This is a genomic window from Mesorhizobium sp. M0833 (assembly GCF_040319905.1).
In the GTDB taxonomy this organism is placed as follows: Bacteria; Pseudomonadota; Alphaproteobacteria; order Rhizobiales; family Rhizobiaceae; genus Mesorhizobium.
In genome coordinates, this window is record NZ_JAMYOQ010000010.1 from 83,376 (window position 1) to 98,071 (window position 14,696).

At 63.2% G+C, this 14,696-nt stretch carries 13 protein-coding genes; 4 read left to right on the plus strand and 9 right to left on the minus strand.

Translation table 11 applies throughout. The features are described from left to right. Positions 1-39 precede the first annotated feature (39 nt). A complete protein-coding gene (locus tag NKH98_RS13830) occupies positions 40-1,215 on the plus strand; it encodes an MFS transporter (RefSeq protein WP_352899148.1) in 1,176 nt (391 codons plus the stop codon). Between the two features lie 49 nt (positions 1,216-1,264). Continuing rightward, positions 1,265-1,696, plus strand: a complete 432-nt coding sequence (locus NKH98_RS13835) for a GNAT family N-acetyltransferase (protein ID WP_254818745.1) — start codon at positions 1,265-1,267, stop codon at positions 1,694-1,696. On the opposite strand, the gene NKH98_RS13840 is transcribed toward NKH98_RS13835, so the two are convergent. The 9 genes from NKH98_RS13840 to murA all read right to left on the minus strand — a co-directional run bounded on the left by NKH98_RS13840 (position 1,693) and on the right by murA (position 12,316). Beyond that, on the minus strand, positions 1,693-2,823 hold the full coding sequence (locus tag NKH98_RS13840; RefSeq protein WP_352899150.1) for an anhydro-N-acetylmuramic acid kinase: 1,131 nt from the start codon (positions 2,821-2,823) through the stop codon (positions 1,693-1,695). The genes NKH98_RS13835 and NKH98_RS13840 overlap by 4 nt on opposite strands. Before the next feature lie 5 nt (positions 2,824-2,828). Beyond that, positions 2,829-3,830, minus strand: a complete 1,002-nt coding sequence (locus tag NKH98_RS13845; RefSeq protein ID WP_352899152.1) for a serine hydrolase domain-containing protein — start codon at positions 3,828-3,830, stop codon at positions 2,829-2,831. A 69-nt stretch (positions 3,831-3,899) separates the two neighbouring features. Further along, positions 3,900-5,648 (minus strand): ABC transporter ATP-binding protein, encoded by a 1,749-nt coding sequence (locus tag NKH98_RS13850; protein ID WP_352899154.1) that lies wholly within the window; start codon positions 5,646-5,648, stop codon positions 3,900-3,902. Further along, on the minus strand, positions 5,645-6,484 hold the full coding sequence (locus tag NKH98_RS13855; protein ID WP_352897785.1) for an ABC transporter permease: 840 nt from the start codon (positions 6,482-6,484) through the stop codon (positions 5,645-5,647). The genes NKH98_RS13850 and NKH98_RS13855 overlap by 4 nt, the downstream gene beginning before the upstream one ends. Beyond that, positions 6,484-7,443 carry an ABC transporter permease gene (locus NKH98_RS13860; protein WP_352897783.1) on the minus strand — a complete coding sequence of 320 codons (960 nt, stop codon included), beginning with the start codon at positions 7,441-7,443 and terminating at the stop codon, positions 6,484-6,486. Before NKH98_RS13860 ends, NKH98_RS13855 begins: the two co-directional genes overlap by 1 nt. Positions 7,444-7,477: 34 nt before the next feature. Beyond that, positions 7,478-8,998 (minus strand): ABC transporter substrate-binding protein, encoded by a 1,521-nt coding sequence (locus tag NKH98_RS13865; RefSeq protein ID WP_352899155.1) that lies wholly within the window; start codon positions 8,996-8,998, stop codon positions 7,478-7,480. A gap of 99 nt (positions 8,999-9,097) precedes the next feature. Next, entirely contained in the window at positions 9,098-10,003 is a 906-nt protein-coding gene (gene murQ / locus NKH98_RS13870) for an N-acetylmuramic acid 6-phosphate etherase (protein ID WP_502894253.1), read from the minus strand. A 169-nt stretch (positions 10,004-10,172) separates the two neighbouring features. Further along, positions 10,173-11,063 carry a glucosamine kinase nucleotide-binding domain-containing protein gene (locus NKH98_RS13875; protein ID WP_352899158.1) on the minus strand — a complete coding sequence of 297 codons (891 nt, stop codon included), beginning with the start codon at positions 11,061-11,063 and terminating at the stop codon, positions 10,173-10,175. Then, complete coding sequence (gene murA, locus NKH98_RS13880) at positions 11,060-12,316, minus strand: UDP-N-acetylglucosamine 1-carboxyvinyltransferase (protein WP_352899160.1); 1,257 nt, start codon at positions 12,314-12,316, stop codon at positions 11,060-11,062. Before murA ends, NKH98_RS13875 begins: the two co-directional genes overlap by 4 nt. A gap of 186 nt (positions 12,317-12,502) precedes the next feature. Here murA and NKH98_RS13885 point away from each other — a divergent pair, with 186 nt between their 5' ends. Next, positions 12,503-13,351: a MurR/RpiR family transcriptional regulator gene (locus tag NKH98_RS13885; protein WP_352899161.1), complete on the plus strand. Its 849-nt coding sequence runs from the start codon at positions 12,503-12,505 to the stop codon at positions 13,349-13,351. A gap of 228 nt (positions 13,352-13,579) precedes the next feature. Then, a complete protein-coding gene (locus NKH98_RS13890; RefSeq protein ID WP_352899162.1) occupies positions 13,580-14,689 on the plus strand; it encodes a carbohydrate kinase in 1,110 nt (369 codons plus the stop codon). The last annotated feature ends 7 nt before the right edge of the window (positions 14,690-14,696 follow it).

A 14,696-nucleotide genomic window follows, 5' to 3' on the forward strand; every position in this document is an offset into this window, starting at 1 on the left:
CCCTGTTGATGCAGAATTTAATACGGCCATTATCGCCATATGTCGAACAGTGATCAAGTCGCAACATTTACGGCAAGGCCGCCTATCCCGGCGCTCGCTTACCTCTTCACCGGATGCATTGCCGTGATCGGCTCGAACTCGCTGGTGCTCGGTCCGATCGCACCGGCGGTGGCCGCGTCCTTCGGCACAAGCGTGCCGGCGGTTATGATCGCGTCCGCCGCGTTCGGGCTCGGTACGTCGGCGAGCGCCTTGTTCCTGGCGCGCTATATCGACCGGCTTGGTGCCCGCCGCATGCTGCAAGGAGCGCTGCTGCTGCTGGCGATAGCGCTCGTCGCCAGCGCTGCTGCGCCGACGGTGACGGCGCTGGTTGCGGCCCAGCTTCTCGCCGGCATCGCTGCAGGTGTCGCCATGCCGGCAATCTACGCCAGCTCCGCCGCGATTGCACCGCCCGGCCGCGAAAGCGGCACCATAGGCGTCGTGCTGACCGGCTGGACGCTGAGCATGATCGCCGGGGTTTCGCTATCGGCCGTACTTGCCGACCTGCTGCATTGGCGCGCTGTTTTCGCGGCGGTCGCGGTGCTCTCAGCACTCGCATTGGCAAGCCTGACGCTGACGTCGCTGAGCGATGTCAGGAAGAGCGGCCCGGCGCCGACGCCGCTGGGCGCCTTGAGCGTCCCCGGCATAGTGCCGCTTCTGGTTGCCTGCGCCGCATTCATGACCGCGTTCTACGGTGTCTATGGCTATCTTGGCGATCACCTTCACAATGGCTTGGGACGGCCGGTCAGCGCCAACGGGCTGGCCGCGCTCGCTTATGGCGCCGGATTTGGTGCGGCGGCACTTCTTGACGGCGTTATCGACCGCCTGGGCGCGCGGCGTATCATGCCATTTGCCTACCTGCTCGTCGCGGCCGTCTATGTCGCGATTGCCGCGGCGAGCAGTAGTTTCCATCTGACTATAGCGATGATAGCCGTCTGGGGCCTTGCCAATCATTTCGGCCTGAACGTCCTGGTAATGCGCCTGTCCGCGCTCGATCCTGCGCGGCGCGGCACGATCATGGGCTTGAACAGCGCGGTGACCTATCTCGCGGTGTTCGTCGGCACCACGGCGTTCGGACCGCTTTATTCCACATTCGGTTTTGCGACGTCGGCGGTGGTTGCAGCCCTGCTCATGCTGATCGCTGCTGTGGCAGCGGCGTGGCGTTCGCCGAAGCCATAGCGCAGCAAGGCTTGCGTCTCGGCCCCGTCCATCGATAGATGCTTGGTGGATGGACAATACAACGCTTGAGACAACCGCCGATCCCTTGCCGCACGAGCTGGCTTTTCTCGGAGAGCGGCTTGCTGCGTTCAACGACAGCGATGTCGGCGCCTCCCGCAGGAAGGCATTGGCCGTGTTCGTGCGCGATGAGCACGGCGTTATTGTCGCCGGCATCTCGGGATACACCGCCTGGGGCTGGCTCTATGTGCAATGGCTCTGGGTCGATGAAAAACTGCGCGGCCACGGCATGGCCGGCAGGATGCTCGAGGCGGCCGAGAGGGAGGCGATCGCGCGCGACTGTCACGGCGCCTGGATCGACACGTTCAATCCCAAGGCGGCCAAGGCCTATGAGCGCCACGGCTACCGGCCGTTCGGTGCGCTCGCCGACTTTCCCATTGGCCGCAGCCGCATCTTCTTACAGAAGAACCTGAAGCACGACTAGCCGGCGAGCCGCCCTCCGCGCATCGCCTGCGGCGCGCCGGTCGTGCTGGGGAAGCTGATCGGCAAGCCCCTAAGCACACGCACTGCCAGGAAGGCAAAACACTCCGCCTCCACCGCATCGCCCTTCCAGCCCATCGCCTCAGCCGGCACGGCCTCGACACCGGCGCGGCTGGCAAGCATGGCCATGATCGTTGGATTGTGGCGCCCGCCGCCGCTGACCACCAGCCGCTTCGGCCGGCGCGGCAGAAGATCGAGCGCTTTGCCGACTGCGGCCGCGGTGAAGGCCGTCAGCAGTGCTGCGCCATCCTCGGCATTCATCCCGTCCGCCATCGAGGCGTCGAAATCGAAACGGTCCAGCGATTTCGGGTAAGGCTTGGTCAAATACGGGTGCTGCAGGAGCTTGGCCAGCCGTGACTCGTCGATCGTCCCGGCGCGGGCCAGCGCGCCGTCGCGGTCCATTTCGCCAAGACCCTTCGATTTGATGAAGTCGTTCAGCGGTGCGTTGGCGGGCCCGGTGTCGAAGGCAACAATATTGTCCGTGCCGTCCCACCAGGTGATGTTGGCGACGCCGCCGAGATTAAGCACCGCCGTGTCGCCGCTGGCGTCTGCTTCGCGCAGCAGCGCAGCGTGATAGGCGGCCGAGAGCGGCGCACCCTGGCCGCCGGCGCGCATGTCGGCCGAGCGGAAGTCATAGGCGACTTTGGTGCCCAGGATGGCATGCATCAGCTCGCCGTCGCCGAGCTGGCGGGTCTGGCCCAGTCGGCCCACTTGCGGGGCACGGTGCAGTACGGTCTGGCCATGGAAGCCGACGACGCCGATATCGGCCATGGTCAGGCCGTGACTTTCGACAAGATCCATGACCGCGGCGGATTGGGCGCGCGTCAGTGCCTCCTCTGCCTCACGAAAAATCGCCGGTTCCGGTCCGGTGAAATTCCAGATCCTGGCCTGGCGCAACGTCTCCTCCAACAGGCTGCGGATCGATCTGGGGTAGGGTGCCAGCGTGTAGGTGCCGAAATCCGCGATCCGTTCGCCGTCGGTCTTGATCAGCGCGACGTCGATATTGCCGTCCAGCACGGTGCCGGTCATCAGGCCGACAGCCCACATTGGTTCGCCATTTTTCGCAATCATGCTTGTCAGGCTCCGTTGACGAGATCGCCGATCGATTGCCTTAGCGCTGCGATCCCGCTGTTGAAATGACGTGTCGGATGGATCCGGTTGGTGAGCAAGGTCCATGCTCTGCCTTTGTCGAAGTCGACCCAAAGCCCGGTGCCGGTGAAGCCGGTATGGCCAATTGTGCCGGGGCTGCACAGCCGGCCGCCGGACCAGCCTTCGTAAGGCCGCTCCCAGCCATGGGTGCGGGTTGCCGACACGGGCGTGCGCATCAGCGCTATTGAACGCTCGGATGCGCCGCTCCCGTCCAGCAGCCCTAGCGCAAAATCGAGGATCGCGGCCGCCGTTCCGAACAGCCCGGCGTGACCGGCCCCTTGCAATGCCGAGCAATTGTCGTCGTGGACCTCGCCGCAGAGAACACGATGGCGCCATGTGCAGTCTTCCGTGGCCGCCGCGCGATCCGGTTCGGTGGAGAACGCGAAGCCCGGACCGGGATCCATGTCGCGAATGGTCTTGCCGGACAGGCGCTCCAGGACGAAGCCGAGCAGAATGAAGTTGACATCGGAATAGACCGGCTCCCCGACCTGCCATTCGCGCTGCAGGATGAAGGCGCGCAGCAGTTCGGGATCGCGGCCATAGGTGTAGATCGGCGCGACGGCGGGAAACGGCGTCTGATGACCGAGACACTGGCGAAACGTCACCTTCCGTTCCCAGGCTTTTTCGTCATATTGGCGAAGGTCGGGCAGGACCGAAATCAGCGGCGCGTCGAGGTCGATGACGCCTTCCTCCGCCAGTGCAAGGATACGCGGCGTGGTGAAGATGACTTTGGTCAGCGACGCCAGATCGAACCATGTTTCGATATGCATCGGCCGTATCTTCGGCACGACTTGGGCCGAGCCGATTGCCCGGACGATGCGTTGACCGTCCCGGTCGACCACGCCGAGCACGCCGCCCGGAATGCGCGACGCAGCCACGGCCGCTTCGAGCGGGGCGAATGCGCGGTCGAAGAGATCATGGTCGATCAATTGCGGCTCCGTCTGAAAGGCAGCGAGGAGGCTGTCCGTCTGACTCTGCATGCTTTCGGGTGATAGTCATCACACGTCCACCCTCGCTCTATGATCCGGCCCGAATTGCTGCCAGTTGGCCGGGCCTGGCTCAAATCCCAGCGGACGCACGAGCGAGGGGACCTGGCGCGTGTCCAGCTCGAAACGTTCATGGCGCCGGTCTATGGAGGGAACGGCCGCGATAAGCTGTTTGGTATAGGAGTGCTTCGGCTCCGAGAGCACCGATCTGGCATCGCCGATCTCGACGATCTGGCCGGCATAGATGACCGCGATGCGATGGGCGATCCGCTCGACGACAGCCATGTCATGCGAGATGAACAGATAGGCCAGCCCGAATTCACGCTGCAGCTCGATCAAAAGCTCCAGCACCCTGGCCTGCACCGACACATCGAGCGCCGAAACCGCTTCGTCGAGGACGACAACCGAAGGATTGAGCATCAGCGCGCGAGCGATGCACAGGCGTTGCCGCTGGCCGCCGGAGAATTCGTGCGGATAGCGCTGCAGGCTGTTTTCCGGAAGGCCGACCCGTTTCAACAGCGCGGCCATTTTCGCCCGCATTTCAGCAGTTATCCGTCCGCCGGTAGCGATCACCGGCTCTGCGAGGATGCTTTCGATGGTGAGTCTGGGATTGAGCGAGCCATAGGGATTCTGGAACACCATCTGCACGGGAAGGGCGCTCTGCCCGGCGACGGCCTTGCGCGCGCTGCCCGAGATCGTGCCGTGCGTCGGGCGCACCAGCCCCAGAATCGCGCGGGCGGTGGTGGACTTTCCGGAACCGCTCTCGCCGACGACCGCCAATGTCTCGCCCGGCATTAGCTCGAAATCCACCCCGTCCACTGCGTGCACGGCACCGCTGACGCGGCTGAAAAACCCAGCCTTGACCGGAAACCGCACCACGAGGCCATTGACCGTCAGCGCCGGCTCGGCAGCTTTTTGCGTTTCGCGTCGCACGTCCTTGCGTGCGGCACTGCCGCCGGCGAAATGCGGCACCGCATGAAGCAGATGCCGCGTATAGGGATGCTGCGGATTGTCCAATATCTGGTTCAGCGCGCCCTGCTCGACAGCTTCTCCGCTTTGCATCACCATGACCTTGTCAGCGATGCCTGCAACCAGACCGATGTCGTGGGTGATGAAGATCATCGACATCCCGGTTTCCTGCTTCAACTCGGCGAGCAGCGCCATGATCTGCGCCTGCACCGTAACATCCAGCGCCGTCGTTGGTTCGTCGGCAATGAGCAGGCGCGGGTTGCAAGCGAGCGCCATGGCGATCATCACCCGCTGCAACATGCCGCCCGAAAGCTGGTTGGGCGTGTATTTCAGTCGCCGTGCAGCGTCGGGAATACGCACGCGGTCGAGCGCGTCCTTGGCCGCCGCCGTCGCCCGCCGGCCGGTCAGGCCGCGATGCAGGCGAAACGATTCCTCGATCTGCCTGCCGATGGTCAGCACCGGATTGAGCGAGCTCATCGGCTCCTGGAAGATCATGCCGATTTCACCGCCGCGGATCTTCGTCAGTTGCGGCTCGTCCGCGGCGGTCAGGTCGAAAATGCTGTTGTCGACCCGCTTCAGCTTGATCGAGCCCGCGGTGATGCGGCCGCCGCCATAATCGACAAGGCGATTGATCGACAGCGCCGTGACCGATTTGCCCGAGCCGCTTTCGCCGACGATTGCCAATGTCTCGCCGTCGGCGAGATCGAAGCTGACGCCGCGCACGACCTCATTGGCTTTCGGGTTGCGGCCGAAGCCGACGCGCAATCCGCTGACGGACAGCAGCGGGATCATGCGATCGATCTCCGCATCTTCGGGTCGAGGACATCACGCAACGCATCGCCGAGCAGGTTGAAACCGAGGATGCTGATCATGATCGCCACGCCCGGGAAGATCATCAGCCAGGGAGCTGTCTCCATCAGATTGCGGCTGTCGCTCAGCATCAGACCGAGCGACGCGGCGGGCGGCTGCGTGCCTAGCCCGAGGAAGCTTAAGCCGGCCTCGGTCAGCAGTGCCCAGGCCAGCGCCAGCGTCACCTGAACCGTCAGTGGCGCCACCAGATTGAGCAGCAGATGCCGTGTTACGATATAGCCCGCACTGCTGCCGAACGTGCGGGCCGCGTCGACGAACTCGCGCGCCTTGAGCGACAGAGCCGGACCTCGCACGACGCGCGTGAAGATCGGCGTGTAGACGATGGCGATGGCAATGACGCTGGTCGAGGTTCCCGGTCCAGCAACCGCGACGATCAGCAGCGCCAGCAGGATCGCCGGGAACGCCAGCACAACGTCCATGATGCGCATCACCAGGCCGTCCCAGCGGCGCCCGAACCAGGCTGCCGCCAGCCCGAGCACGATGCCGGCCAGTGTCGCGAAGGCGACCGAAAGGAAGGCCACGATGAAGGACTGGCCGATCCCGGTCATCAGCCGACTTGCGACATCGCGGCCGAAAAGGTCCGTGCCCATCCAGTAGGTGCCGTCAGGCGCATGCAGTCGCTCGACCCGGTGCTGCGTCAGCGGATTGTGCGGCGTCAGCCCCAGCATGCCAAGCACGGCAAGCAGCAGATAAAGCGCAACGATGGCACCGCCGATGCGGCCGCTGGGATGCGCAAATATAGCCCGCAATGTCGCCATCAGTGCTCGCTTAGCCGGATACGCGGGTCGAGCGCGACATAGGCGAGGTCGACGAGGAGATTGACGATCATGAAGTTGAAGGCGATGAACAGCACGCTTCCCTGCACCAGCGCGTAGTCGCGCTGCAGGATGGCATCCAGCACCATACGGCCGAGACCGGGCAGCGCAAATATCTGCTCGACGATGACTGCCCCGCCCAGCAGATAGCCGAACTCTATGCCGCTCAGCGTCACGACCGGGATGAGCGCGTTGGGCAAAGCATGCCGCCAGATGACGCCGCGCGCCGAAACGCCTTTGCTGCGCGCCGTCCTGACATAGTCGTCGCAGAGCACATCGAGCATCGCCGAACGCGATATGCGGGTCACCGAAGCCGCGAAGGCAAATCCAAGCGTGACCGCAGGCAGCAACAGTTGGCCGAGATTGCGCAGCGGATCCTGCCACAGCGGCGAAAACTCGCCCATCGCCGGCAAAACGCCGAACCCCGCCGACAGTGTGTAGATGATCAGCAGGGCAAGGACAAAGTTCGGCGTCGACTGCCCGATCATTGCGACAACGCGCACGCCGAGGTCGGACAGCTTTTCATTATGGGTGGCGGCAAAAATCCCGGCCGGCATGCCGACAACCAGGGCGATGACCATCGAAAGCAGGGCGAGCTCCAACGTTAGCGGGAAACGCTCGAGGATGACGTCGAGCACCGGCCTGCCATAGGTGGACGAAATGCCGAGATTACCTTGGAAAAGACCAAGCAGCCAGCGCCAGTACTGGATGAACCAAGGCTGGTCGATGCCGAAATAAGCTGCAAGCGCATCGCGCTGCTGCGGCGTCAGCAGGCCGGCTTCGGTCCCCAGCATTGCCGTGATCGAATCGCCCGGAACCATCCTGATCGCCAGGAACACGACGATGGACACGCCAAGCAGGACGAGAGGGAAGGTTGCCAGTCGCCGCATCAGATAGTTCACGCGAAGAATACCCTCTCGTCCGGCACCAAAGCAGCTATTGGATCGTCACCTTGGCGAGGCTGAACAGCGAACCTGTCGGCACCGGTTCGAATCCTGCGATATTTTTCTGCTGTGCCGTGTAGCTGTAGGACGTGTAGAGCCAGATCCAGGGCGACATCTCAGTGATGTGCTTCTCGAAGTCGGCGAAGATCGCTTTGCGCGCTGCCGGGTCGGTCTCGCTGCGGCCCTTCTGCATCAGACTGTCCAGTGTATCGTCGATATAGTTCGCGACCTTCTGCAGATTGCCCGTCTTGGTCCAGTAACGGTTGTACATAGTGTAGGGATCGGCCCTGCCGCCGTTCAGGGCGATGGCCATGTCGAAATCGCCCTTCAGCCAGGCATCGACATAGACGTTGAGCTCCATCATTTTGATGTCGAGCTTGACGCCGATTTCTGCGAGTTGCGACTGGATGACCTGGGCTTCCGCCGCTGCCGTCGGCGGCTCGCCGGTGGCGCCGATCACGGTCGCCGAAAAGCCGTCGGCGTAGCCCGCTTCGGCCATCAGCTGCTTGGCTTTCTCGACGTCGCGCTTATAGCAGAACAACTGGCTCGGATCGGTCGCCAGGGCCGGGATAGTCAGCGGGCCGGTGACTTTGCCTTCACCGAGCGAGGCGGTGTCCAGCACTTCCTGCCGGTCGATGGCGCAGGAAATCGCCTGACGCACCTTGAGTTCGGTCATCGGCTTGCGGGAAGGATTGAGCTGCAGCACGTGATAGGCAAGCACCGGCACACGGTTCAACTGCAGACTGGCTTCCTTGGGCACAAGGGTGGCGACAAGCGGATCGTTGAGCAGGGCAAAATCGATCTGCTTGCTGCGCATCGCCGCCAGGATCGCCGTCTCGTCCGGCAGCACGCTGATCTCGATGCCGTCGACGCCGGTCATGCCGCCCGCCCAATCCTTGTTGGCGACGAGCACTTCCTTGGAATTCGGATCCCACTTTTCCAACTTGAACGGACCCGAGCCGATCGTCATCGTGCCGATCGAGCCGGCCGTGATTTCGCTTGCCGGGACGATCGCGGCGTTGACGTCGCTCATCGCCGTCAGGATCGGCACATCCGGCTGCGAGAGGTGGAACACGACGGTGGCTGGATCGGGTGTGTCGATGCTGGCGATCGAGAGAAAGTTGGCACGCGCGGCCGCGCCGGTCTTCTCGTCGAGTATGCGCTCGAACGATGCCTTGACATCGGCCGAGGTCACGGCGGCGCCGTTCTGGAATTTTGCTTTCGGATTGAGTTTGAAACTCAGCTCCTTGCCGTCCGGCGAGAACTGCCATGAATCGGCAATCGCGGGCGTGATTTGCAGGTTTGCGTCGAGCCGCACCAGTGGCTCATAGATGAGTTCCAGCAGCCGCAGTGAGGAGAATGCCGTCTGCTTGTGCGGATCAAGACCGGTGGCGTCCTGCGACCACGCCATATGCAGCGTCGCCGCACTCGCCTGCGCCGGTAGCGCGGCGATGCCAACCATTGCCGCGAGGGCCATGCCGGAAAGCAGTTTCTTGCCAATGTGCCGTACCATTGTCGTCTCCCATTATTGTTAAACCTGATGCCTTGCAGTTCGCCGGACCGCTTCAAAGGGACACACGCCCCAGAACATCGGCCCAGTGTCGATGCGGTCTTACACCGTCTTTTCGCCTATCGCCTTGCGCAGGAAACCTCCCGCGTTGGCAAGCGTCTTACGTGCTTCTTCGACGCCCATGCCGGTGATCGTCACCAAGATTGCCAGTTTTACATCGTTGCCGGTCTGGTCGAGTGCCTGTCGTGCCTGCTGTGCCGCGCAGCCGGTCGTCTGCATCACGATCCTGACCGCCCTGGCGACAAGCTTCTTGTTGCTTGGATTGAGGTCAACCATCAGGTTCTGATAGCTCTTGCCGATGCGGATCATGCTGGCGGTAGACAGCATGTTGAGCACCAGCTTTTGCGCGGTTCCCGATTTCAGTCGAGTCGAGCCGGTGAGAACCTCCGGGCCGACCACCGGAGAGATGGCAATGTCGGCTATGCCGGCAATGGTCGATCGCGGATTGCAGGACAGCGCCACAGTGGTCGCTCCCACCTGCTTGGCATAGGTCAGGCCGCCGATGACGTAGGGCGTGCGCCCGCTGACAGCGATGCCGACCACCACATCGTCGGCGGTCAGCTTGATGTCCTGCAATGCCTTTACACCCTGTTTCGGGTCATCCTCGGCGCCTTCCGCGGAGCGCACCAGCGCGTCGTCGCCGCCGGCGATCAGGCCCACCACCATGTCCTCGGGTACGCCGAAGGTCGGTGGACATTCCGAGGCGTCGAGGACGCCGAGCCGGCCGCTGGTGCCAGCGCCCAGATAGACAAGGCGCGCACCCTTCTGGAACGCGCTGACGATCCGGTCCACGGCAGCAGCAATCTCAGGAATGACCTTCTCGACGGCGGCCGCAACGCCTTTATCTTCGTCATTGATCTTGCGCAGCACCTCGATGGTCGGCAACAGGTCGATGTCGATGGTTCTCGGGTTGCGGTCCTCGGAAACCAGCCGCTCCAACTCCGACATCAACCCGTGTTCGACCACTTGCTTACTTTCAATCTGCCGTGAGCGGGAACGCGATGCCGTGCCGGGCAGGCGACCGGCTGTCTTGTTTCTGCTTAGTTAACTTTTTAGAATTTGGTATTCCCGGTGTCAACGGATTGCAGGAATAAAATATTCCACTTTGAGTAGCGCGTTACTCGCCGCAAAGCGACTTTCTGGCCAGGATTATGGCTCCCGAAACCGCATCGCCGTCGGCCGGCTTCAGCCGTCGGCGGACGTCGGGAGCAAGCCATGGCTCAAGCGGGCTGGACAACCCTCCGAGCAACGTAACCCGCGGCGCGCCTTTTTCGAACAGCACCCGCACGAAGGTGTCGATCTGCTCGGCAGCGCCTTGCACGATCCGCCGACCGGCCGGATCGCCCTGGTCGGCGTGGCGGATCACCATCGGCGCCATGGCGGCATAGTCCGTCGCGCTGGCGCGGTCCATCCAGGCCACCGCCTCGAACGGGTCGTCCTTGAAGCGCTGCATCACCTCGGCCAGCAGCGCGGTCCGCTCGTGCCGGCCGTCATGGGCGCGCAAGGCGAACTGTACCGCTTTCAACCCTAGATCGGCGCCGCTTCCCTCGTCGGAAATCGGAAAACCGTAGCCGCCGACACGCAGGTCGCGCCCTTCGACAAAGCCGAGCCCGATCGAACCGGTCCCGGCTATGACGATGGCGCCGTCCTGGCCCGAATGCGCGCCCAGGCAAGCCGCGACGCCGTCGCTGACGAAGTCGAGACTTGCAAAGGGATGGGAGATCGCACGAAACGCCTCAAGCGACCCCTTGCGGCCGATGCCGGCAAGACCGACGCCGGCACGGATCCTGGCGATTTTCGTCGCCGTGAACCCTGCCTCTTTGATCGCAGCACCAAAGGCTTTGGCAACGGAGGCCCAGGCCGCCTCTATGCCGAGCCGCGTTGCCGCCGGACCTGAGAGACCTTGCCCGAGCACGGTTCCCGCCTCGTCTTCGATACGCGCCCGACAGCCGGTTCCGCCGCCATCGACGCCCAGGAAATAATGCGAAGACGCCGCGCCGGCACTCATCCACTTATCCGCTCGATCTGGGCGCCGCAAAGCCGGAGCTTGCGGTCCAGCTGCTCATAGCCGCGATCGAGATGATAGACGCGGTTGATCGTCGTCTCGCCCTGAGACACCAGCGCTGCCAGCACCAGCGAGACGGAGGCGCGCAGGTCGGTGGCCATCACTTGCGCGCCCTTCAGCTTCTCGCCTCCGCGCACCAGCGCCATGGTGCCTTGCAGCTTGATGTTGGCGCCGAGCCGCATCAGTTCAGGCACATGCATGAAGCGGTTCTCGAAGATCGTCTCACGCAACAGCGAAGCGCCCTCGGCACAGCACATCAACGCCATGAACTGCGCTTGGAGATCGGTCGGAAAGCTCGGATAGGGCTCCGTCGTCACATCGACGGCTTTGAGCGGCCCGTCTCTCGATACGATCAGCCCGCGGTCGCCCGGCCAGATTTTCACACCGGCTGTTTCGAGCAGCTGGACGACGGATGCCATGTGCTCGAGCCGCGCGTGGGTCAGCTCGAGCTGACCGCCGGTGATAGCCGCCGCGACGGCATAGGTGCCGGCCTCTATCCGGTCCGGGATGATGTCGTGCGTGGCGACGCGCCAGCCTGTGCCGCCCTCTATCAGGATACGGTGCGTGCCGGCGCCCTCGATCCGCGCGCCCATGGCGTTCAAGCAGGCGGCAAGGTCGGCCACCTCCGGTTCGCGCGCCGCATTGAGGATCTCGGTTTCGCCCTTTGCAGTCGTCGCTGCCATCATCGCCGTTTCGGTCGCGCCGACTGATGGTGAGCTCAAAACGATACGCGCACCTTTCAGTCCGCTCGGCGCGGACGCGACGATCAGCCCGTTTTCGATCGCAATGTCGGCGCCAAGTGCGGCAAGTGCGGCGACATGCATGTCGACCGGCCGTGCGCCGATCGCGCAGCCGCCGGGCAGCGAAACCCTGGCGTGGCCGAAGCGGGCAAGCAGCGGGCCGAGCACCAGCACTGTCGCGCGCATACGCCTTACGGTATCGTAGGTTGTCTCCTTGGAGACGGCAGCACTGGTGTTGATCGTTGCGGCGTGTGTCGATCTGGTGACCTGGGCGCCGTGGAGCCTGACGACGCCAAGCATGTTTTCGACGTCGGTCACCGCAGGCAGGTTGGTCAGTTGCAGCGGATAAGGGCTGAGCAACGCCGCCGCTATTTGCGGCAAGGCCGCGTTCTTGGCGCCGGAGATCGTCACCGCGCCCTCAAGCCTGTGCCCGCCGACGATCCGCAATTTGTCCATGGCTCTGACCTAATCCCGAGCTGTCGGTGTGTCTACGATCTTTCATGGCCGAATCGTCGACATGCCCGAAGGCTGGGCCACATCCGCACCGGTAGAGATTTGATGGTTCATTCTTCGCTGTCAATCAGAGACGGAATAATTTATTCCATGGCTTGGCATTGTCCGTGACTGGCAACAGGTGAACGCATGTCCATCCTGAAGAAAATCGAGGCCAAGCTCGAAATCATGGCGCCCGGTGACCGCGAGATCGGTCGGTATATCGTCGATAATCCCGACCAGATGCTGCGCCTGTCGACGGCGGCGCTTGCCGCCGAGATCGGCCGCAGCCAGTCGAGCGTCGTCAAGTTCAGCCAGAAGCTCGGCTATTCCAGCTATCAGGAGCTCAAGCTCGCCGTCAGCGAGGCCAAGTCGCAGGAATGGCACGTGCCGGCCGGCATGATCCACGGTTCGATCGAGGTCGGCGACAGCTATCTGGTCATCCTGCGCAAGCTGATCGGCAGCAAGCTTTTGTCGATGCAACAGACGGTCGCGGCCAACACCGAGCATGAAATCGGCAAGGCCCTCGAAGCGTTGATCGGTGCGCGCCGCATTCATTTGGCAGGCGTCGGCGCATCCTCTCTGGTGGCGCGCGATTTCTCATACAAGCTGATGAAGCTCGGCCGCAACGTGCTGCACGACAGCGACAGCCATGTGCAAATGGCCAATGTCTCGACGCTTGGACGAGGCGACGCGTTATTCGCGCTCTCCTATTCCGGGGCGAGCATCGAAACCCTGCGGATAGCTGAACTCGCACATAAACGCGGCACCACCGTTATCGCCGTCACGGGACTTCGCGACAATCCGCTGAGCCGGGTTGCCGACATTCGCCTCCACACGATCGCCGATGAAGAGCGCGCGCGCTCTTCATCGATAACCGCGCGTGATGCACAACTGACGCTAACCGACCTGCTGTTCATCCTGCTTGTGCAGAAGCAGCCTGACGCCAATGAATATGTCCACAACAGCGAATTGGCCGTCTCGGTGCTGAAGACTTAGCAGTCTTCGGCGTGGCGTTAAGGCCTCTGTTCCTCCCTGATGCTGCACGTCGACAAGAGCGAGTTTCGTCCTCCGAAGTAGCTTTGTTCAATGCGCTCACACGTTCTCCGGCCGGCAGAGCCGCGGGCGCCGATTGGTCAAACGCGGCCATGGCAAACCAATGTTGACAAGATCATCTGTTGTTTCATACATCGAGTTCAGCCTCGAATTGGCGGGCCAGGTGAGACGATGGACGACCTTGGAGCACAAGAGCAAGCGGTTCTCGACCTCATTGCGGCGAATCCGTTCGCCGGCCAGCAGGATATTGCAACCGCGCTCGGCATTGCCCGCTCGACGGTCGCCGCCCACATCGTGCAACTCATCAACAAGGGCTACATTCTCGGCCGCGGCTATGTCTTGCCGGCGTCCAAACGTATGGTCTGCATCGGCGGCGCGGTGCTCGACCGCAAATACCACGCCAAGAAGGATCTGATCTTCGAGACATCGAACCCGGTCGACGGCTATCGCAGCTTCGGCGGGGTTGCCCGCAACGTCGCCGAAAACCTTGCCCGCCTCGGTGTCGACATAAGCTTCGTCTCGATCGTCGGCGAGGATGAAACCGGCCGCGCGCTGGTGCGGCATTTGCGTGACTTCGGCGCCGATGTCAGCCAGGTCATCACCACCACGGAGCGGCCGACGGCCGAATACGCGGCCATCCTCGACCGCAACAACGATCTCGTGCTCGGCATCGCCGACATGGAGATCTTCGATCTGTTTTTGCCGTCCTATCTCGACCGTTTCTGGCCGCATCTGGCTTCGGCGACATGGGTGTTCATCGACTGCAACCTGCCGGCCGCGACCATCGCAGCGCTGATCTCGCGCAAGCACGGTGCGCGCTTCAAGCTCGCAGTCGACACGGTATCGTCGCCGAAATCGGCGCGCCTGTCGAAGGACCTGACCGGCATCGATCTTCTGTTCACCAATCATGACGAAGCCAATGCGATGCTCGGCGTGACGGATGCCGACAAGCGGCTGACGCCGGAGGGAGCAGCAGCGGGGCTGCGCGCGGCCGGCGCCGCCGAAGTGATCGTGACCGCAGGCGCGCATGGATTTGCCGTTGCGACCGAGAGCGGTGTGACGGCCATGCGCTCCGTCCCGGCCCAGCCCGTCGACATCACCGGCGCCGGCGACGCGATGATCGCCGGCACCCTGTACAAGGTGCTTTCGGGTGAGCCGGTCGCTCATGCCGTGCGCACCGGCGCGCTGCTTGCCACACTGACCACCGAGAGCGAATCCAGCGTCCACCCCGATCTGTCGCCGCGCTTCCTTGCCGCCGGCATGTACCGCATTCCTGCCTGAAAGCGAG

Coding starts and splice junctions, on each gene's coding strand:
- NKH98_RS13830 (WP_352899148.1), top strand. CDS start 40: ATGTCGAACAGTGATCAAGTCGCAACATTTACGGCAAGGCCGCCTATC.
- NKH98_RS13835 (WP_254818745.1), top strand. CDS start 1,265: ATGGACAATACAACGCTTGAGACAACCGCCGATCCCTTGCCGCACGAG.
- NKH98_RS13840 (WP_352899150.1), bottom strand. CDS start 2,823: ATGATTGCGAAAAATGGCGAACCAATGTGGGCTGTCGGCCTGATGACC.
- NKH98_RS13850 (WP_352899154.1), bottom strand. CDS start 5,648: ATGATCCCGCTGCTGTCCGTCAGCGGATTGCGCGTCGGCTTCGGCCGC.
- NKH98_RS13855 (WP_352897785.1), bottom strand. CDS start 6,484: ATGGCGACATTGCGGGCTATATTTGCGCATCCCAGCGGCCGCATCGGC.
- NKH98_RS13865 (WP_352899155.1), bottom strand. CDS start 8,998: ATGGTACGGCACATTGGCAAGAAACTGCTTTCCGGCATGGCCCTCGCG.
- murQ (WP_502894253.1), bottom strand. CDS start 10,003: ATGTCGGAGTTGGAGCGGCTGGTTTCCGAGGACCGCAACCCGAGAACC.
- NKH98_RS13875 (WP_352899158.1), bottom strand. CDS start 11,063: ATGAGTGCCGGCGCGGCGTCTTCGCATTATTTCCTGGGCGTCGATGGC.
- murA (WP_352899160.1), bottom strand. CDS start 12,316: ATGGACAAATTGCGGATCGTCGGCGGGCACAGGCTTGAGGGCGCGGTG.
- NKH98_RS13885 (WP_352899161.1), top strand. CDS start 12,503: ATGTCCATCCTGAAGAAAATCGAGGCCAAGCTCGAAATCATGGCGCCC.
- NKH98_RS13890 (WP_352899162.1), top strand. CDS start 13,580: ATGGACGACCTTGGAGCACAAGAGCAAGCGGTTCTCGACCTCATTGCG.